A 19,649-nucleotide genomic window follows, 5' to 3' on the forward strand; every position below is an offset into this window, starting at 1 on the left:
GCGTTCAGGACGCATGGCCGTCCGCCGTCGGGTGTTCCGTGAGGCGTTCGGTCAGGTGATCGACGATGTCGCTGATGGTGGGCAGCTTCCAGAAGATGTTGGCCGGCACGTCCCGGCCGAGGCGCTTCTCCAGCCGGCGGCGGACCACCACCGTCATCACCGAGTCGAGCCCCTGCTCCACCAGCGGGCGGCGAACGTGGAGGGCCGTGGGGGCGAGTCGCATCTCCTGCGCGATCTGCTCGCGCACCTCGTCGAGCACCCGGGAACGCAGCTCGTCCGGCGACAGACCCGCGAACGACACCGCGTCCGCCTCCGCGTTGCCGCCCGGCTCGTCGGTGTCCGGTGCGGCCGGCTGCTCGACCACCGGGTAGCGCAGGCCGCGCAGGCTCGCCACCGGGCGGCCGTCCCGGTCCGTGACCAGGGCGTGCACGGTGTCGGCGACGCGGGGATCGAGCGCGACCTCCACCCTCGCCGCCTCCGGTGGCGCGCCGTCGACGGTGATCTCGTCGATGTGCACGACCATGCGAAGCTGCGGGAGGCCCACGAAGGCGGCGGGCGCGATCGACATCACAGCGTCCAGCAGCGGGGCCCAGGACGTGGCGTCGGGCGAGAGCACCTGAGCGTGCAGCACACCGAGGCCGGCGGACAGGCGCTCGACGCTCCATTCGAAACCGGTCGAGGGTACGCCCACCTCGGCCAGCCGCCGGGAGACCAGGCCGGGGTCGGCCGGTTCGAGCCGGTGCTCGCCCGGGTCCAGCAGCGACCGCGCCGCCAGACCGGCGAGGTCCGGCGCGGCCGTCCGGGCCTCGGCATGGACGAGCCAGGCGGGGTTCGGGTCGGCGGCGTCCGCGACCGTACGGGAGGCCAGCCGCACCACCTCGCCCTCACGGACGACCTGGATCTGCCGCTGACCCGCCGTCAGCACCGGGTGGGTCATCGTCATGTCCTGGAGGGCGCGGCGCTCTTCGCCCTCGGCGCCGGCCGCCAGGAACGTGACCGCCAGCACGGCGGCCGGGACGATCTCCACACCGTTGAGGGCGTGGCTGCCCGGGTATGGGCGGCTGTCGTCGTCCAGCGTGCTGTGCCACAGCCGCAGGTCGCTGCCCGCGACGCCGCCGGGCGTGCCCAGCAGCGTGTGCGAGTCGACGTCGTGGCCGCGCTCGGCCGCTCGCGCCCCGGCGATGGAACGCCACAGCGGGCGGTGCTGCCAGGGGTAGGGCGGCAGGGCTTCGAGGTTCCCGTTCGGTTGGAGCGCCGACCAGTCCACGCTCACGCCGTGGCAGTGGGCCGCGCCCACGGCGGCGCGGAACGTCCGGACCTCGGGCTGGTTGCGCCGTAGCGTCGGTCCGACGAACACGTCCTCCACGCCGCGTTCGGCCAGCGTCTCGTGGATCGAGTGCGCGACCACGGGGTGCGGGGACAGCTCGACGAACGCCCGGTGGCCGTCCTCGGCCGCGGCGGTGATCGCGGCGGCGAGCCGCACCGGGTTGCGCAGGTTCGCCGCCCAGTACGCGCCGTCGGCGGTCACCGTGGCCCGCGGGTCCGCGAGCGCCGTCGTGTAGAGCGGCGTGTGCGGTGCGCTGGGACTCAGCTCGTCGGCGGCCGCGCGCAGCCGGTCGAGCAGGGGGTCCATGTGCGGGCTGTGGAAGGCCACGTCGGAGGCGACCCGCCGTACGACCAGCCCCTCGTCGGTCCAGCGGCCGACGACCTTGTCCACCTCCCCGGGGTCACCGGAGATCACGGTGGACGTCGTCGAGGACGCGATGGCCGCGACGACCGCGTCGTTGCCCGCGAGCCGCTCGGCGGCCTCGTCGAAGGGCAGGCTGACCATCGCCATCGCGCCACGCCCCGCGGCCTCGCGCAGCAGCAGCGACCTACGGCAGATCAGCCGGGCCCCGTCGGTCACGGTCAGCGCCCCGGCGGTGACGGCGGCGGCGATCTCACCGACCGAGTGGCCGATGACAGCGGCGGGCTCGACGCCCCGTGACCGCCACAGCGCGGCGAGCCCGAGCTGCATCGCGAAGATCATGGTCTGGGCGCCGTCGACCTCGGTGTGGTCGCCCTCCAGCAGCATCTGCCGGGGCGAGAACCCGATCTCCTCCTTGAACACCGGCTCCAGTTCGTCGATCACCTCGGCGAAGACCGGCTCGGCTTCCAGCAGTTCGCGGCCCATCCCGGCCCACTGGGAACCGTGACCCGAGAACACCCAGACGGGACGGCCGGCATCCTGCAGCGCGGCCCCGGTGACGAGACCGGGCGCGGGCTCCTGGGTGGCCAGCGCGCGCAGCCCGGCGGCCAGTTCGTCACGGTCGGCCGCCACGACGGCTGCCCGGTGGACCAGCGGGGACTGCCGATGGGCCAGGGTGTGCCCGACCGAGGCCAGGTCCGCGCCCTCCTCGACCCGCTCGGCGAGCGCGGCCGCGCGGTCGCGGAGCGCCTCCGGGGAGGCGGCGGACACCGGGAACAGGGTTCCGGCCGGCTCCGGCGCGGGGCGGGCGGGCGCGGTGGGCGCCTGTTCGAGGACCACATGGGCCACGGTGCCGCCGTAGCCGAAACCGGACACAGCCGCCCGGCGGGGGTGCGGACGCTCGGGCCACGGCAGGGCCCGGGTCGCCAGCCGGATGTCGAGGCCGGCCCAGTCGATCTCGGGGTTCGGGTCGCCGTCCAGCAGGCTGGCCGGGATCTGGTCCTCGTCGAGGGCGAGGATCGCCTTGATGACCCCGGCGACCCCGGCGGCCCCCTCCAGATGCCCGATGTTGGACTTCACCGACCCGACCGCGCACGGCTCCTGGCCGGAGCGGTCACGTCCGTAGACCGCGGCGATCGCGCCGATCTCCATGGGGTCGCCGAGGCGGGTACCGGTGCCGTGGGCCTCGACGAAGTCAACGGTGTCGGCAGCGACGCCCGCGGCCGTCAGGGCGCGCCTCATGACGTGCTCCTGGGCCTGCCCGCAGGGGGCCATGATGCCGTTGGTACGCCCGTCCTGGTTGACGGCGCTGCCACGCAGCACCGCCAGCACCCGGTCACCGTCGCGTACGGCGTCCGTCAGCAGCTTCAGGACCAGGACGCCGCAGCCCTCGCCGCGGCCGTAGCCGTCGGCCGACGCGGCGAACGGCTTGCTCCGGCCGTCGGGCGCCAGCGCGCCGGCCGTGCCCAGGGCGATCGTCTGGCCCGGTGACACCAGCAGGTTGACGCCCCCGGCCAGCGCCACGGTGCACTCGCCGAGCCGCAGGCTCTGCGCGGCGGTGTGCAGCGCCACCAGGGAGGCCGAGCACGCGGTGTCGATGGAGAGGCTGGGCCCGCGCAGGTCGAGCGCGTGGGAGACGCGGTTGGACACGGCGCACACCGCCGCGCCGATCCCCGTCCATGCGTCGATGTTCGGCAGGTCTTCCAGCCGGCCCGCGCCATAGTCGTAGGTGCAGACCCCGGCGAACACACCGGTGTCGGTCCCTGCCAGCGTGTGCGGCGGGATGCCCGCGTGCTCCAGCGCCTGCCAGGCCACCTCCAGCATGAGGCGCTGCTGCGGGTCCATCAGCTCGGCCTCGCGCGGCGAGATGCCGAAGAATTTGGCGTCGAAACCCGCGATGTCGTGGTCCAGGAAACTGCCGGAGCGAATCGCCGTCCGCAGCGCCGCATCGAACCGCGGACCGAAGTCCCGGTACTCTTCCCAGCGGTCGGGGGGCATCTCGCCGACGGTGTTACGTCCGGCCGTCAACAGGTCCCAGAATTCCCCGGGCGAGTTGACGCCACCAGGGAACCGGCATCCGATCCCGACCACGGCCACCGGAGAGAGGGAGTCCGCCGGGCGATCAAGGGATATCACGGGCATATTCCGTTCGTCGTTGCCGGTATTCATCATTCGTCCCAGTCCGGCGATTCGAGAACCTGAAGGACGGCGCTGGACACCACCAGGCCCGGGGCCGTGGCGAGTTGCAGGACGTGGTCGCCGGGGGCGAGCTCACCGGTCCGTACGAGGTGTTCCATGGACAGCAGGTGGTCGCTGGCCCCGCAGTGGCCGATCTCCCGGCCGAATTCCCAGGTCGACCGGGACAGCGGCAGTCCCCAGGCCGCCATGCAGCGCTGCTCGACCACTTCGCGTGAGTAGTTCATGAAGGAGACGCGGGCGACGTCCGCCATCCCGATGCCGGCCCCGGCCAGGGCGCGCTCGGCCACGTCCGTCATGTGGTCCTGGATCTCGGCCATCGCGACGGAGGCGGGGCTGCGGGTGGCGAACTGCTGGCCGATACGGGCGCTGAAGTCGGTGGGACGGCCCCGGGTGATGCTCGGCGGGAACAACGGCTCGTCACCGCGGTGCAGCGACTCGATCTCCGGCAGCCCCTTGGAGGCCACCGAGCAGAGCCGGGCGAAGCCGGGCCGCTTGGTCAGCACCAGGGCGGAGGCGGCGTCGCCGCCGATGAAGCCGGGGCCCATCCGCCACCGGTCGATCAGCGGCGTTCCGTAGTTGTCGGCGGCGACGATCAGCGCGCTCGTGCGGTTCGGATCGGCCTGCAGGTAGCCGACGGCGAGTTCCAGCGCGCTGAACACGCCGTTGCAGCCCTGCCTGATCTCCAGGGCGAGCATGTCCCCGCCCACCAGGTGCCGCTGCAGGTACGCCTGGGGCGGCCAGCCGTCCGGGCCCTGGTGCCACGTGCTCGCATACAGCAGCAGATCGAATTCCGTCGGCGATCCGCCCCACCTCTTCACCGCCTGTTGCGCCGCCCGCAAGGCCATTTCCGGAGGGGGGACGTCGCCGGCTATGGCGACTCCGCCGAGCTCGTGTGCCTCGGCCTCTTCGGCCGGATAGAGGCCGCGTTCCACGGCCCATTCGACGCTCACCACGGGCGGTACGAAGACGCCGAGAGCACCGATGTACAGGTCGGCTATGTGCACCAACCCACCTCCCTGTTTTCAGGCTTACTGGACCCGGCGCGCACAAATCTGCATTCTGTTGACGATCATAGTCAGCGTTTTGTCGGTATTCTTGAGGGAATCACCTAGACCCGCCCCGGCGTTTCCCGGGCAGAATTCGCCGCGCCCTCGTCAGCGAGTGACGGAACTCGCTTTTGTACGGGCGGGCGCGGTGCGCGCCTCGGCGCGGTCGAGCAGGTCGAGCAGCGGCGCGGTCATGACGGTGGCGCACAGGGTGACGATGACCAGCATGGTGAACAACGCCGGTGTCAGAACGCCGAGTTCGAGCCCGATGGTGAGGATCACCAGCTCGGTCAGTCCGCGGCAGTTCATGAGCACGCCGATGCGCAGGGCGTCGACGCGCTCCACCGACATCAGCGCCGCTGCCGCCGCGCTGCCCGCCAGTTTGCCGACGACGGCCACCAGCAGAGCGACGCCGGCCCACACCCACAGGGCGCCGCCGCCCTGGCCGAGTTGCAGCAGGTCGGTCTTCAGGCCGACCGAGGCGAAGAACGGCGGCAACAGTACGGCGGTGACGAGTTCCTGCAGTTTGCCGCGGGCGTCCACCAGGGCCGGCGCGGTCTTCGGGCAGATGGCGCCGAACAGGAAGGCGCCGAAGATGAGATGGATGCCTATGAGCTCGGTGGCGACCGCGGACAGCAGGACGCCGGGGATGATCAGCGTGAGCACGCCGCCGTCGGGGAGCCGGCGCTCCGGCCGCTCCAGGACGCGCCGCAGGGCGGGGCGGACGAGCACCACCATGACGCCGAAGAAGACCGCGGTGAGCGCGAGGGTGCGCAGCACGCCCAGGGGCGAACCGCCGCGCAACAGGGCGACGAGACCCGCGAGCAGCAGCCAGCAGGCGAGATCGGCGGTGGCGGCTCCCACGATGGCGTAGGTCCCCGCCCGGGACTGGAGCATCCCGCGTTCCATCAGCAGCCGCGCCAGCACGGGGAAGGCGGTCACGCTCATGGCGATGCCCAGGAAGAGGGTGAACGGCAGGAAGCCGACGCCGTCCGGGGCATAGCCGGTGTACAGCGCGTATCCCAGGGCACAGCCGAGGGCGAACGACACGCAGACGCCGACGATTCCTACGGCGGCCCCGGTGCGGCCCGCGCCTTCATGGTGGGTGTCACCGAACTCCATGCCGATCAGGAACATGAACAGCGCCAGCCCGATCTGGGCGACGAGGTTGAGGTAGGAGTGGAGGGCGGCGGGGAAGAGGGCGTCGTAGACCCCGGGGGCGACGAGGCCGAGCACCGAAGGGCCGAGGACGATCCCGGAGATCATCTCGCCCACCACGCGTGGCTGGGCCAAGTGCCGGCTGACCAGCGCTCCGCAGGCCCGCGCGACGGCTACCACCACGGCGAGGGCGAGCAGCAACTGCCACGCCTCGACATGCGGCGCACCCCCCGGCGTGGCACTCCCGGACTCAGGTCGCTCCGCGTCGTCCTTGCCCGTGGTCCCGTGCCACAGCAGCAGGGCCGCGGCCAGCAGCGGCAGCACCGACAGCAGGCACACGGCAAGCACGCGGGTAGTGCCGCGCGATTTCACCTCTGCCACCGGATCACACGACTTCCAGCGTGGGCAGCGGAAAGACCAGGCTGCCTCCCGAGGCCAGGAAGTCGCGTTCCCGGGCGACCATCGCGTCCCGGTAGATCCAAGGGAGGACCAGGAACTGGTCGGGCTCAAGCGCCCGGGCCTCCTCCTCGGAGACGATCGGGATGTTCGTGCCGGGCGTGTAGCAGCCGAACTTGTCCTCGTTCACCTCGGCGATGCAGGGCAGGAGCGTCTCGTCCAGGCCGCAGTACTGCAGGATGACGTTGCCCTTCGTCGAGGCGCCGTAGCCAAGGGTGTGCAGCCCCTTGTCCCGTGAGGCGGTGAGGAATTCCAGGAGTCGGTCACGGGACTCCTCGGTCCGCCGGGCGAACTCCGCGTAGGGCAGGTCCGTCTCCCCGGCGCGGATGCGGGCCAGCGCCGGCTCGTTGACCTGGCGAGAGGAGCCGCGGCGGGCCAGCACGAGCGAGAGGCTTCCGCCGTAGACGGGGGTCAGCTCGGCATCCACCACCTTCAGGCCGGTGCGCTCGGCCATCCACTCGATCTGGCGCAGCCCGTAGTAGTCCAGGTGCTCGTGGCAGACCACGTCGTAGGCGCAGGCATGGAGCATCGCGGGCAGATAGCTCTGCTCGGTCACCCAGATGCCGTCGTCCGTCAGCAGGCGCCCGACCTCCCGCATGAACTCCATGGGACGCGGCAGGTCGTAGAACATCGCGATCGAGGTGACGACCTTGGCGCGGCGCCCGCCGAGCAGGTCGTATGCGAAGAAGTCGGGGATCAGCTCGACGCCCGGCGGGTAGGACGCGGCGAAGACGGTGGCGGCGGGGTCCACACCGACCAGGGAGGGCCCGTCGGCGGGGTAGGCCGCCAGCAGGGTGCCGTCGTTGCTGCCGATGTCCACGACCAGGTCGCCGGGGCCGAGGTCGACCAGGCTGGTGATGGCGGCGACCTTGCCGCGCAGGTGGTCCGCCATGGAGCGGTTGAGGCTGGACCGGTAGCCGTAGCCCTCGCCGTACATGAGGCCGAAGTCGGCGGTGTGGCGCAGCTGCACCAGTTCGCACCCGCTGGGCGAGCAGCGCACCAGCTCCAGCGGAACGTACGGCACGTCCTCGCCGCGGGTCCGCGGGAACACGCCGGTGAGGGCCTGCGGTCCGAGGTCGAGCACGGGCAGCAACTCGGTGTTGTCGCAGATCCGGCAACGGTCGATGACGGTCGAGTGACCGGTCGTGCTCATGATTCTCCAGTCAGTGCTCGGCTACGGGCCCTGAGCCAGCCGATGACATCTGCGGCGTCCGGCCAGTCGGGTTCGCTGACCAGGGGGAACTGGTCGTCCTTGCGGGCGCCGGCGAAGACGGAACGCGAACCGACCGCGTCCCTGATCTCCCGCAGGCTGACCGTCGTCCGCGCCCCCACCTCCCACAGCCCCTCGGCGTCGAGGTGGGAGGCCACCCAGCCGCCGCACCACTCGACCGGCGCGAAGCTCTGGCGCGACTCGCCGTGCGCGTAGACCGGCTGCTCTTCGAGGATGTCGATGAGAACGCCCTTGGTGTTGCTGTCGCCGTACATGGGGCCCAGGCGGACGACCAGATGGCCCGCGCAGAGCTCCTCGGCCTCGGCCCGGTTCCGGCCGTACGGGGTGTCCAGCTGGGTGCGCGCGGAGATGGTGCTGATCTGGACGAAGCGGTCCCACTCCCAGTCGCGAAGGAGCGCCCGGGTCTTGTCGACCGTCTCGCGGCGGTCGTCGTCGGGGTGCTGCCGGGCCCAGTAACGCCGGGAGGGGCAGGCCGCGTTGACCAGAACGTCGAAGGGGCCGCTACGGCGTGCCTCCTCGTAGTTGGCACGAGTCACGGGAATGGCCGCGGAACCCAGTGCCCGGGTGACGGCCGTGCCGACGAACCCCCCGGCGCCGACCACCGCGACCCTCACGGGCGCTCCAGCGTGTGCGGCAGCGGCTCGACCTGAACCAGCGGCGGATCGCATTCGTCCCAGGGCTTGGTGAGCATGGCGATGAACGTCAGGGATGAGATGGCGTGGACGGAGTGCATGACCCCGGCCGGCGTCCTGGTGCAGACCCCGCGCGAGACGTGGATGAATTCCTCTTTGCAGTTGGGGTCTTCGGCGTCGTCCTTGGTGATCAGCACGCCTGAGCCCTCGACGAACAGCAGGTATTCGACAAAGTGCGGGTGATAATGCAGGCCGCGCACCTTTCCCGGGTACAGGTGCAGCATATTGAATTCCAGGATGGGCTCCGGGGGGACCCAGGTGAAAATTCCGCCGCGCCCGTCCCGCACCGTATCCAGGTTACAGGTCGGCCGCAGCACATCGATTTTCATGCCGTCTCCACTCGTTCCACGCCACAGATTCGCAGGCGTCGAGGATAAGTCGGGCACGTGTAAGGAAATTTCTAGTCCTGTCGGCGGCGCCCATGATTCGGGTCTCGTCCGCCGGCAACACCGCGTGACGTCCCGCGAGTTTTCCGGCCGGCCAGATGCCTGTTACCCGCGGTTTCGGGGCCGTAACGGGCAGCCACAGCGCAGGACGGGCCCGTTACGGCCCGGAGCGCCTCAACTACTCGGCAGGCGCAGCCCCTTGCCGGCCGTCATGATCGTGAAGTCCGGTCACCTGGCCGCAGGCCCCCCGAAACCCGCCCCATTTGCTCGAACAACCCAATGTCCAAGAACTGCGACTGCCACCTGAACAAAAGTCCACTACTCCTGGTGAACGAGTGTTGGGTACAAAGGAGTCAGCCGCCGGTGCCTGGTCCCGCTCCGGCGCTCTCGACACCTCTCAGCACTCTTCCCCCAGGGAGTACCGGGTGAGAACCGCCCCCACGACCTTATCCAGCCTGGACGCCAAGATCATCGAACGCATCGCCGCAGGTGAGCGCACCACCTGCATCGCAAGCAAGCTCTACCTCAGCCGCCAGGGGGTCGAGTACCACGTCAGCAAGATGATGGAGCGCTTCCGGGTGCCCAACCGCACCGCCCTCGTCGCCAAGGCCTACGCGCTGGGAATCCTGAGATCCGAGGTATGGCCCCCCAGGGTTCTGCAGGAACGCGTCAATTGACCCGCTGCCACGGGCGGTAGCGGGCGCCTTCGTCGCCGAGCTGGACAAAACGCGCATGTCGCCAATGCGAAAGCTTGTCGAAACGGGTTTTGATATCGCCCGCAACGATCCGTTGATTACGGGGCGGGCAGGCCGGCCGACCAAAGCAGGTGACGCGCCCCGTTTCAGGGCGGGGTGGCCGCCGGGATGCCGGATTCTTCGAGGTGCATCACCGGCGCCCGGGCGCGGTGGCGCCGGACGGACGTGAAGCCACCTTCCTTCCGTGCGGCGCGATTGCCGTGTGCACACCGGGCACGGGCGGCCTTATCCGCCTTGCCCACGCCTCGGCGGGCCCTGCTCACGACAGTAGGCGGCACCAAGGCGCCCCAACCCGGCCATAGATGCGATAAGATGATCAAGATGAGTAATGTCCAGGACCATTCGTCGCATGGGTGGTATCGCCTCACGTCTTCATAGTTCAGCGGTGGCGCCCTTTCGGTGCCTTGATACTCGATGCGTCGGATGACCTCTTAGGGCATGCAAGGACCACACGCTCATACGGGGGCCAGACTTTGCCATATTCCGGCTGCGATTCCAGTGATTCTGGCGACGATCGATTTCTCCACGAGGACCAGTTCCCCTGGCTGGAAGGGCTGAGCCAGGTGCATTTACTCTCCGAGCGCGAGCTCCAGGTCTTCCTGCTGCTGAGCCACGGCTACTCCAACCGTGAGATCGCCGCGCTGCTCGGGGTCACCGAGCGCACCATCAAGGCTCATATGGCCCAGATACTGGCGAAGCTCGGGGTCGAGTCCCGTCTTCAGGCCGGACTGGTTGCCTTCGCCCATGGGCTTCCCGGACACATCGGCGATTCAGAAGGATCCGACCATCCCCCCGATACGTCCGCGGATTCCTAGGCTCTTCAGTGCCTTGCGGGGAAAGTCCGGGAGTCAGGACCGCACCAGGTCCGGCACCAGTTCCACGAGCTTCCGTTGGAAAGCGGCCGCCAGCAGGTCGTGCCCCTCCTGGTTGAAGTGCAGCGGATCGGTGTACCGCGGCTCGACGTACAGGTGGGCGGTTTCGGGGCCGGCGAGGCTCGGGCCGTGGACGTAGTGGACGTTCTCGTCACCGGCCGCGCGCAGCAGATCGACCACCTCACGGGTCTGCTCCCGGACCTCCGTCAAGGACAGGTATCCGTCTCCTTCCAACGGGTCGTGCCAGGGCGAGTAGTGGTGGGACGCGATGACCAGCGGGGTCGAGGGGTGTCGCTCCCGGATGATCCGGACCAGCCCGACCAGGTTCGGCCGGTAGGTGAACTGGTTCAGGGCACGCGTGCCATAGATGTTCATGCCGACCATGCACGTGATCAGATCGGCGGGCAGGTCGCGGAGCAGGGTCGCGAAGAGCGGCTGGAGGTAGCAGCCCGCCCCGATCGCCAGCGAGGTCAGGTCCAGCCCGAGTTCGGTGGCGACGGTCGCGGTCCAGTTCCGGGTGGGCGACAGCGCCCCTCTGCCCTGCGACTCGGAGGCCCCGTAGTGGACCCAGCGGGGCGCGGTATGGGTGTCCCGGCCCACCTCGGCGCCTGCCGGTAACTCCACGCCGTGCAGGACGAACTGGTTCAGGGCGGGCAGCCACAGCTCCACAAGGCGGTCGCTGCCGCCCGGCAGTGCCCCGACCCGGCACGTGTGGACCTCCCGGTCGGTCACCAGGGGGAGGCTGGCGACCGGCTTGCCGTCCACTCGTACGTCGACGTGCGCCGTCTCGGGCGGGCCCGGCATCTCGGGAGCAGGACGGGCCGCGTACCGGAATGCGAGCCCCTCGGCGTCGGTCCGGAAAGTGACCCGCACCCCCGACGGCATCGCAGCGCGTCCCACGCCGCCCTCGGGAAAGAACAGGTGCCGTTCCTGGAAAGGTATTCGCCAGGGCGCTATTCCACCGTCGACCTCCTGGAGGGAGACCGCGCCGCGATAGGTCAGCACCGGGTCGTTCGCCCGAATGAGGCGCCCTGCTTCCAACATCCCTCACCTGTCCAGTCGTTCTGGTAGGCCGACGCTTCGAGACTAACAGCGCCAATGCGGTCGGAGCCGCCGATTCTTTAGCACATTTCTTAGAAAGCAGTTCATACGATGAATGACGACTGGCACTCGCGAGTGCTCCCGCCGGCGGAACGCAGCCATACTGGAGTGACTGTGGACAAGAAAGAGACTGCGGACCGGAACACCCCCGGGCGGCGTCCAATGGTGGTGGCGGTCTGTGCCTTCCGTCTGGAGAACGTCCGCCGGCATCTGCGGCACAACCTCGACCAGTTGAACGGTGACGAATACGTCGTGCTGCTGGACCGGCCGGTGACACCTGAGGCCGAGAAGGTCGCCACCCAGGTGAACGAGGCCGGGGGGACGATGCGCATCCTGGGGGCCACGCGAGGGCTGTCGGCGTCCCGTAACACGGTGCTGCGGGAATGGGCCGACCGGCACGTGCTGTTCGTGGACGACGACGTGCGGCTGGAGGCCTCCGCCGTGGACGCCGTCCGCGCCGCGTTCCGCGCCGGGGCGCACGTGGTCGGTGCGCGGCTGCGACCGCCGCGAGAGCTCCGCCGGCTGCCCTGGTTCCTGTCCTCGGGGCAGTTCCACCTCGTCGGCTGGCACCGCGACCGCGGGGACATCAAGATCTGGGGCGCCTGCATGGGCGTCGACGCCGACTTCGCGCGCCGCCAGGGCCTCACCTTCGACCTGGACCTGAGCCGCACCGGCGGCAACCTGCAGTCCGGTGAGGACACTTCCTTCATCGCGCTGATGAAGGAGGCGGGTGCGCGCGAGTGCCTGCTGCCCGAGCACGCGGTCGTCCACGATGTCGACCCCGGCCGGCTCACCCTCCGCTACCTCCTGCGCCGGGCCTACTGGCAGGGGCGTTCGGAGGCGCGGCGGCACCAGTCGGTGGCGGGACTCCGCAAGGAGCTGACCCGGCACCGCACCGCACCGGAGTCGCGCTGCACACCACTGCTGTTCTGCGTGTACGGGGCCGCCACCGCGATCGGCGTCGGCCACGGACTCCTGCTGCGCCTGCGCAAGTGAGTCAGGCCTGCTGCCGGACGGGCGAGCCGGAACGGACCCAGGCGTAGGTGGCGGCGATGCCCTTCTCCAGCGGGACGGACGCGGTCCAGCCCAGGTCGGCGGCGACGCGAGTGACGTCCAGGGTGCTGTGCTGGATCTCGCCCGGCCGGCGGGGCGCGAAACGGGGACGCAGGTCGCGCCCGGAGGCGGCGGCGATGTGGTCGAGGACCTCCAGCACCGTGCTTCCCTTGCCCGTGCCGATGTTCCAGACGCCGGGCCGACGGTGCCGTACGGCGGCGACGAACGCCGCGGCGACGTCTCCGACGTACACGTAGTCGCGGGTCTGCGAACCGTCGCCGAACACCGTGGGCACTGCGCCCTCGGACGCCAGCCCGCAGTAGATGGCGATGACGCCCGCCTCACCGCCCGGGCTCTGCCGGGGTCCGTACACGTTGCCGAGCCGCAGCACGCTGTGCTCGGTTCCGTGCAGCCGGTTGAACAGGCCGATGTACTGCTCCGCGCAGTACTTGGCCGTGCCGTAGGGCGCCCCCGGCCTGGGCAGCGTGTCCTCGTTCGTCGGGACCGGAACGCCTTCCCCGTAGAGCGCCCCGCCGGTGGAGGCGAACACGACCCGCGCCCCGACGGCGTGCGCCGCTTCCAGCACGTTGATGGTGCCCTCCACGTTGACCCGCGCGTCGACGGCCGGTGTGGCCACCGAGACCCGGACGTCGATCTGGGCCGCGAGATGGCAGATGACGTCGGGGCGTGCCGACCGCACGGCCTCGTCGAGGGCGGCGGCATCGGTCACGTCGACGCGACGGATGATCGCACGTGGGTCCAGACGTTCCGGGTCACCGGTGGTCAGGTCGTCCACCACGGTGACCTCGGCCCCGGCCTCCAGGAAGGCGTCGACCACGTGCGAGCCGATGAAGCCCGCCCCTCCGGTCACCAGCAGACGTGTTCCGGCTGAGAACCCCGGGAACATGGACATGGCCCGCCCTTCCTCGCAACTACGGCATCGGAGTGCGGCAATCGTAGGTCGGGGCACATTCGGGAAAACCTCAGAGATTCGGCGCGGTGACCGCGCCGGCCACCCGGCTTCACCTGGGACGACCGACAGCCCTCGGAGGCGCCGGTGACCGGTCCGTCCGGCGGCAGCGGCGAGCTCCCCCGGGGCCGCGGCACTATGATCGCTTCAGGGCTGCGACGGAGGCGGTTCCGAAGTACTGGGGAGTGGACAGGTGAGTGCGTACCGCCACGCCGTGGAGCGGATCGACAGTTCCGACCTCGCCTGCGGTGTCGTGCTCCACTCCGCGCCGGGTTACCCCGCCTTCCCCGTCCGCCTGGCGACCGAGATCTTCCAGCGGGCCGTTGCCCGCCTCCCGGGCGACGGTCCGGTGACGCTGTGGGACCCGTGCTGCGGCAGCGGTTACCTACTGACGGTGCTGGGGCTGCTGCACCGGCGCTCGCTGCGGCAGGTGATCGCCTCCGATGTGGATCCCGCCCCGCTGGAGCTCGCGGCGAAGAATCTCGCCCTGCTCTCACCGGCCGGGCTGACCGCGCGCGAGCTCGAACGGCGGGAGCAGAGCGAGCGTTTCGGGAAGCCCTCCTATCTGGAGGCCGCGCAGGCCGCCCGCCGGCTGCGGGAGCGCCTGACGGCGGAGGGCGGTGCGCTGCCGTGCGCCATCCGCACCGCGGACGTCTTCGATCCGCGTGCGCTGTCCGCCGTCATCGCCGGGTCCGCGCCCGATGTCGTGCTGACCGACCTGCCGTACGGCGAGCGCACGCACTGGGAAGGGCAGGTGCCCGGGCAGCCGGTGGCGGGCCTGCTGCGTTCGCTCGCGTCGGCGCTGCCCGCGCATGCGGTGATCGCCGTCACCGACCGCAGCCGTAAGATCCCGGTGGCTCCCGTACGGGCCCTGGAGCGGCTGAAGATCGGCACCCGGTCGGCCGTACTGGTCCGGGCAGCCGATGTGCTGGAGGCCTGCCCCTGAGCGGCGGTCCCGGCTGAATTTTTTCCCCAGTGTTTTCTCCAGTGTTTTCCCCAGTTCCTTTTCTCTAGACTCACAGCGCCAGTGGTGGCTACAGGTGTGTCCTTTGGAGGGCGGAATGGCGGAAGCCCGGGTGCTCGTAGCCGGGAATTTTCATTGGCAGGCGGGATTCAGCCAGACCGTTGCCGCCTATGTGGAGGCGGCGGGTGAAGCGGGCTGTGAGGTCCGGGTCAGCGGCCCGCTTTCGCGGATGGACGAGCAGATCCCGCGGCATCTTCCGGTGGAGCCGGACGTGCGCTGGGGAACACATCTGGTGTTCATGTTCGAGGCCCGGCAGTATCTGTCGGACGAGCAGATCGAACTGGCCTGCTCGTTTCCCAGGGACCGGCGCCTGATAATCGATTTCGACGGCCACTGGGGCGGTGTCGCCACCGCCGACGACAGCTCCGTCGGCACCCACTCGATCGAGAATTGGCGACGGCTCTACTCCGCGCTCAGTGACCTCGTCCTGCAGCCCAAGTTGACGGGCCCCCTGCCCGACGGGGCAGAGTTCTTCCCCTGTTTCGGAATGCCCCAGCTGGTACGGCATCCACGGGAGCTCGGTCCGGAGCGGGACTACGAGCTGCAGTACATCGGCAGCAACTGGGGGCGGTGGAAGCCGTTCATCGAGGTCGTGGAAGCCGCCAGACAGGCCCGGCTGCGGCGGATTCGGGTCTGCGGGCGGTGGTGGGACGGGGAGACCTGCCCCGGCTTCGAGGACATCACCTCCGGGGAGCCGGAACGGCTGAGCGGCGTCGAGGTCCAGCCGCCGGTGCCGTTCGGGCATGTCGTCACCGAGATGGGGCGGGCCGTCATCACGCCGGTGCTGGTCAGCCCGCTCGTGGCCGACACGGGGCTGTTCACGGCCCGGATGCTCGAGACACTCGCGTCGGGCTCCCTGCCGGTGCTGCCGCCCGAAGCGGAATTCATGTCCTCCGTGTACGAGGGTGACGTCGAGGCTCTGACGCTGGGCTCGGATCCCGCTGCCACGTTGGGCCGTCTGGCAGGCGACTTCGAGCGGCACGCGGAGATCGTGGGGCAGATCCAGGACCGGGCGCGGGCCAGGTACAACTACCCCCGGCTGCTCAGGGAGTTGCTGCGGTTCTTCCGCTGATCCGCTGCCGAACGGCTTCATAGAGGATCGCGGTCGCGGCGTTCGCCGCGTTCAGCGAACTCGCGGAGCCGGTCATCGGGATGCTGACCGTGTAGTCGCACAACGTACGCCAGGCGTTGCTGAGCCCGGCTGTCTCATTGCCGATCAGCAGCAGGGTCGGCTGGGTGAAGTCGAAGTCGAACACGTCGCAGTCGCCGTGCTCGTCCGTACCGACCAGGACGATCGGGGTGCCGGCGGCCCGGCGGGCCTCCACCCAGTCCATCACCTCGCCCGGTGACGGCACCCGGACGGCGGGCAGGGAGAACAGCGAGCCGGTGCTCGACCGGACCGATTTCGGGTCGTAGACGTCGGCGGCGTGCCCCGCCACGATCAGCCCGTGGGCGCCCAGGGCATCCGCCGAGCGAATGATGCTGCCGATGTTCCCCGGACTGGTCGGCCGGTCGAACACTACGCCCAGGAAGTCCTCCCGGACCGGGATCCGGTCGAGGTCGTCGGCGGGCATCTCCACGACGGCGACCACCTCGGGCGGTGCCTCGTTCTTCTCCCCCAGCTCCATCAGCAGGTCCGGGGCCATCGCGATCTGCTCCGTCCGCACCGTACGAAGAAGCTCCCGCGCCCACTTCGACAGCTCCCGCTGTCCGTCGTAGAGAAGCGTGCGTACGGGCCAGCCGTGCTCCACCGCGAGCGAGATCGGGCGGACTCCCATAACCAGGAACTCACCGGCGCGCGTGCGCTTGTTGCGGTTGCCGAGCAGTGCCTGCCACTGCTGGAAACGAGCGTTGCGTGAGGTGATCCGCCGAGCCGCCGGCATCCGCTCTCCACGTGATCTTGCCATTCGAAGGAGCCTATCCTCCGCTCCGGGCACTTACAAAATGACTGCGCGCCCGCCGCCTTGAGGCTGGTCAGGGGGCTGCCGTGACGTCGCACGGGATCGATGAAGGGGCCGGGCTCCTGAGAGCCCGGCCCCTTCTGACTTGCATGTTTGCCAGGTCAGCGACGTGGTGTTATTTCATCCGCTCACACGTTGAAGCGGAACTCCACCACGTCCCCGTCCTGCATCACATAGTCCTTGCCCTCCATACGCGCCTTGCCCTTCGCGCGGGCCTCGGCGACGGAGCCGGTCTCCACCAGGTCGGTGAAGGAGATGACCTCCGCCTTGATGAAGCCCTTCTGGAAGTCGGTGTGGATGACGCCGGCGGCCTCGGGGGCGGTGGCGCCCTTCTTGATGGTCCAGGCGCGGGATTCCTTGGGGCCGGCCGTCAGGTAGGTCTGCAGGCCGAGGGTGTTGAAGCCGACGCGGGCGAGGGTGGCGAGGCCGGGCTCGTCCTGGCCGACGGACTGGAGGAGTTCGAGGGCCTCGTCCTCGTCGAGCTCGGCGAGGTCGGACTCCAGCTTGGCGTTGAGGAAGATGGCCTCGGCGGGGGCGACCAGGGCGCGCTGCTCGTTCTTGAAGTCCTCGTCGATCAGCTCGTCCTCGTCGACGTTGAAGACGTAGAGGAAGGGCTTGGTGGTGAGCAGGTGCAGGTCGTGCAGCAGCTCGTTGCGCTCGGTGCCCTGGACGATGCCGTGGGCGAAGAGGGTGTCGCCCTTCTCCAGGATCTCCTTGGCCTCCTCGACGGCCTTCACCTTCGGCGCGAGGTCCTTCTTGATCCGCGAGTCCTTCTGGAGGCGGGGCAGGACCTTCTCGATCGTCTGGAGGTCCGCGAGGATCAGCTCGGTGTTGATCGTCTCGATGTCGTCCTTGGGCGAGACCTTGCCGTCGACATGGACGACGTTCTCGTCCTTGAAGGCGCGGATGACCTGGCAGATCGCGTCGGACTCACGGATGTTCGCCAGGAACTTGTTGCCCAGGCCCTCGCCCTCGGAGGCGCCGCGCACGATGCCGGCGATGTCGACGAAGTCGACGGTCGCCGGGAGGATGCGCTGCGAGGAGAAGATCTCGGCCAACTTCGTCAGGCGGGCGTCGGGGACACCGACCACTCCGATGTTGGGCTCGATCGTGGCGAACGGGTAGTTGGCCGCCAGCACGTCGTTCTTGGTCAGGGCGTTGAACAGGGTCGACTTGCCGACATTCGGCAGACCGACGATTCCGATCGTGAGCGACACGTTGCGACTTCCCGTACGTGAGAGGACTTCAGGGCTGGCTGGGCTGGGCCCCGGTCCTTCTTCGATCTTCGGTGCAGATGATGCAGACGCACGGGCCGATCCACCAGTCTACGGCGTGCCGGGCCCGGCCCCGGTGCCGTATCGAACACATGGCCAAGGTCCGCCCCACGGCGTGTCTGATGGGCGATTCGGCACATAAGCCGACCTAAGTTGGTCCAGTGGAGCCACACAGGACGCGACCCGCCGGGTACGAAGCGCGACACGGTACGCCGACGCCGTTGCCGTCGCAGGCGGCGCGGGGCGGGCGGGGTGTCGCTCGCGGCGGGGGTGGTGGTGCGGGGCGGGGTGAAAACGGTATGCAGCGAGGCGGGAGCGGACTCATTCCAGGCGGGAGCGGTGCGGCGCGCGGCGACGGCGGTTTCGCGCGAGGCGGGAGCGGTCCGGGCCGGGACGGCTGGCCCGCCCGGTCCTCCAGGCCCGCCCAGCCGCCCCGGCCCGCCCGCTCCACCCGGCCCGTCCCCCAGCGCCGCCCTGGTACGGCCCGTAAGGCCCCGTCGCCCGCGGCGGTACGGCGCCCCGGACCGCCCCCCGCGGCACAGGCCCTGCGCCGGTTTCCCAACCCCCGGCTGACCGGACTGGGCGGCGGCCTGTTCTGCGGCGCCGTGATGCTCCTGCTCGGCTACCTCGACTCGCTGCTGTTCGGGTCGTCGCTCACGCTGTACAGCGTGCTGTTCCTGCCCGTGTGCGTCCTGACGGCGGTGTGGGTGCGCAGGGGCGACCTGGCGACCGCGCCGGTGGTGGTACCCATCGCCTTCGCCGTGGGGCTGGTGCCGGTGGCCGACAGCGGCGGGGGGATCGGCGGGCACCTGATGGGGCTCTTCACCGCCCTCGCCACCCAGGCCGGGTGGCTGTACGGGGGGACGCTGATCGCCGGTCTCATCGTGACCGCACGGAAGATCCGCCTGCTGGCCCGCCGGGCCGCGGCCCGCCGCCGGTCCAGGTGACCGCCCGCCGGGCCCTGTCGTTTGGATCATCCCGGCGTCGCGGTGCCTAGCCGTCCTTCTCCGCCGCCCGCATCGCCGCCCCGACGATCCCCGCGTTGTTCTGCAGCTGGGCCGGGACGATCTCCGCCTTGATGCCCTCGATGTGGTGCAGGAACTTGTGGGACTTCCGGCTCACCCCGCCGCCGATGATGAACAGCTCCGGGGAGAACAGCATCTCGACATGGGCGAGGTACTTCTGGACGCGGCGGGCCCAGTGCTCCCAGCTCAGCTCCTCGTCCTCCCTGGCCTTGCTGGAGGCGCGCTTCTCGGCGTCATGGCCATGGAGTTCGAGGTGGCCCAGCTCGGTGTTGGGGACCAGGGCGCCGTCGATGAACAGCGCGCTGCCGATGCCCGTGCCGAAGGTGAGGAGGATCACGGTGCCCCGGCGGTCGCGGCCCGCGCCGAAGTGCATCTCGGCGACGCCGGCCGCGTCCGCGTCGTTGACCACCGTCACCGGGAGGCCGCCGAGGCGGTCGCTGAACAACGCGCGCGCGTCCGTGTCGATCCAGCTTCTGTCGACGTTCGCCGCCGTACGGATGGTGGATCCGTCGGTGACCACGCCGGGGAAGGTGAGCCCGACCGGCCCGGTCCAGCCGTAGTGCTCGACGACCTGCTTCACGCCGTCGGCCACGCCGTCGGGCGTGGCCGGCTGCGGAGTGAGCACCTTGAAGCGCTCCTGGGCGAGGTCGCCCCTGTCCAGGTCCACCGGGGCGCCCTTGATCCCGGATCCGCCGATGTCCACGCCGAAGATCTGCATGGCCCTACGTTACGACGGAGGACTGACGGTCACGACGGCGA

17 protein-coding genes are annotated in these 19,649 nt (G+C 69.9%); 6 read left to right on the forward strand and 11 right to left on the reverse strand.

Annotation, left to right across the window (positions count from 1 at the left end; all coding sequences use genetic code 11):
• Positions 1-4 precede the first annotated feature (4 nt).
• The 6 genes from AQI70_RS17070 to AQI70_RS17095 all read right to left on the reverse strand — a co-directional run bounded on the left by AQI70_RS17070 (position 5) and on the right by AQI70_RS17095 (position 8,798).
• Positions 5-3,859, reverse strand: a complete 3,855-nt coding sequence (locus AQI70_RS17070) for a type I polyketide synthase (protein ID WP_079051338.1) — start codon at positions 3,857-3,859, stop codon at positions 5-7.
• Positions 3,856-4,890, reverse strand: coding sequence for a ketoacyl-ACP synthase III family protein (locus AQI70_RS17075; RefSeq protein ID WP_062150341.1), 1,035 nt, complete (start codon positions 4,888-4,890; stop codon positions 3,856-3,858). Before AQI70_RS17075 ends, AQI70_RS17070 begins: the two co-directional genes overlap by 4 nt.
• 150 nt (positions 4,891-5,040) lie before the next feature.
• Positions 5,041-6,438, reverse strand: a complete 1,398-nt coding sequence (locus tag AQI70_RS17080) for a cation:proton antiporter (RefSeq protein ID WP_244181698.1) — start codon at positions 6,436-6,438, stop codon at positions 5,041-5,043.
• A gap of 37 nt (positions 6,439-6,475) precedes the next feature.
• The gene (locus AQI70_RS17085; protein WP_062150350.1) at positions 6,476-7,699 is read right to left on the reverse strand and encodes a class I SAM-dependent methyltransferase; all 1,224 of its coding nucleotides are present in this window, start codon (positions 7,697-7,699) and stop codon (positions 6,476-6,478) included.
• On the reverse strand, positions 7,696-8,391 hold the full coding sequence (locus tag AQI70_RS17090) for an NAD-dependent epimerase/dehydratase family protein (protein WP_003998239.1): 696 nt from the start codon (positions 8,389-8,391) through the stop codon (positions 7,696-7,698). The genes AQI70_RS17085 and AQI70_RS17090 overlap by 4 nt, the downstream gene beginning before the upstream one ends.
• A complete protein-coding gene (locus AQI70_RS17095; protein WP_062150353.1) occupies positions 8,388-8,798 on the reverse strand; it encodes a cupin domain-containing protein in 411 nt (136 codons plus the stop codon). The genes AQI70_RS17090 and AQI70_RS17095 overlap by 4 nt, the downstream gene beginning before the upstream one ends.
• Positions 8,799-9,280: 482 nt before the next feature.
• Between AQI70_RS17095 and AQI70_RS17100 the strand changes: the two genes are divergently transcribed.
• Positions 9,281-9,532 (forward strand): LuxR C-terminal-related transcriptional regulator, encoded by a 252-nt coding sequence (locus AQI70_RS17100; RefSeq protein ID WP_003998241.1) that lies wholly within the window; start codon positions 9,281-9,283, stop codon positions 9,530-9,532.
• Positions 9,533-10,173: 641 nt separating this feature from the next.
• Positions 10,174-10,425, forward strand: coding sequence for a response regulator transcription factor (locus tag AQI70_RS39205; protein WP_062150356.1), 252 nt, complete (start codon positions 10,174-10,176; stop codon positions 10,423-10,425).
• A 33-nt stretch (positions 10,426-10,458) separates the two neighbouring features.
• Here the strand turns inward: AQI70_RS39205 and AQI70_RS17110 are convergent, their stop codons facing one another.
• Complete coding sequence (locus tag AQI70_RS17110; RefSeq protein WP_244181699.1) at positions 10,459-11,526, reverse strand: GDSL-type esterase/lipase family protein; 1,068 nt, start codon at positions 11,524-11,526, stop codon at positions 10,459-10,461.
• A 219-nt stretch (positions 11,527-11,745) separates the two neighbouring features.
• Between AQI70_RS17110 and AQI70_RS17115 the strand changes: the two genes are divergently transcribed.
• Positions 11,746-12,579, forward strand: coding sequence for a glycosyltransferase family A protein (locus AQI70_RS17115; RefSeq protein ID WP_062150363.1), 834 nt, complete (start codon positions 11,746-11,748; stop codon positions 12,577-12,579).
• Position 12,580: 1 nt separating this feature from the next.
• On the opposite strand, the gene AQI70_RS17120 is transcribed toward AQI70_RS17115, so the two are convergent.
• Positions 12,581-13,549, reverse strand: a complete 969-nt coding sequence (locus AQI70_RS17120) for an NAD-dependent epimerase/dehydratase family protein (RefSeq protein ID WP_062150366.1) — start codon at positions 13,547-13,549, stop codon at positions 12,581-12,583.
• A gap of 250 nt (positions 13,550-13,799) precedes the next feature.
• Between AQI70_RS17120 and AQI70_RS17125 the strand changes: the two genes are divergently transcribed.
• Positions 13,800-14,552: an rRNA methyltransferase gene (locus tag AQI70_RS17125; RefSeq protein WP_062150368.1), complete on the forward strand. Its 753-nt coding sequence runs from the start codon at positions 13,800-13,802 to the stop codon at positions 14,550-14,552.
• A 115-nt stretch (positions 14,553-14,667) separates the two neighbouring features.
• Positions 14,668-15,702 (forward strand): CgeB family protein, encoded by a 1,035-nt coding sequence (locus AQI70_RS17130; protein ID WP_107117014.1) that lies wholly within the window; start codon positions 14,668-14,670, stop codon positions 15,700-15,702.
• On the opposite strand, the gene AQI70_RS17135 is transcribed toward AQI70_RS17130, so the two are convergent.
• Entirely contained in the window at positions 15,674-16,513 is an 840-nt protein-coding gene (locus AQI70_RS17135) for an RNA methyltransferase (RefSeq protein ID WP_062150375.1), read from the reverse strand. The genes AQI70_RS17130 and AQI70_RS17135 overlap by 29 nt on opposite strands.
• A 206-nt stretch (positions 16,514-16,719) precedes the next feature.
• Complete coding sequence (ychF, locus tag AQI70_RS17140; RefSeq protein ID WP_062150378.1) at positions 16,720-17,808, reverse strand: redox-regulated ATPase YchF; 1,089 nt, start codon at positions 17,806-17,808, stop codon at positions 16,720-16,722.
• 356 nt (positions 17,809-18,164) lie between these two features.
• On the opposite strand from ychF, the gene AQI70_RS37525 reads away from it, so the two are divergent.
• Positions 18,165-18,812, forward strand: a complete 648-nt coding sequence (locus AQI70_RS37525) for a DUF6542 domain-containing protein (protein ID WP_079051340.1) — start codon at positions 18,165-18,167, stop codon at positions 18,810-18,812.
• A gap of 46 nt (positions 18,813-18,858) precedes the next feature.
• Here AQI70_RS37525 and ppgK read toward each other — a convergent pair whose 3' ends face one another.
• The gene (ppgK, locus tag AQI70_RS17150; protein WP_062150381.1) at positions 18,859-19,608 is read right to left on the reverse strand and encodes a polyphosphate--glucose phosphotransferase; all 750 of its coding nucleotides are present in this window, start codon (positions 19,606-19,608) and stop codon (positions 18,859-18,861) included.
• Between the last annotated feature and the right edge of the window lie 41 nt (positions 19,609-19,649).

Source organism: Streptomyces curacoi (genome assembly GCF_001513975.1).
GTDB classification, from domain to species: Bacteria; Actinomycetota; Actinomycetes; order Streptomycetales; family Streptomycetaceae; genus Streptomyces; species Streptomyces curacoi.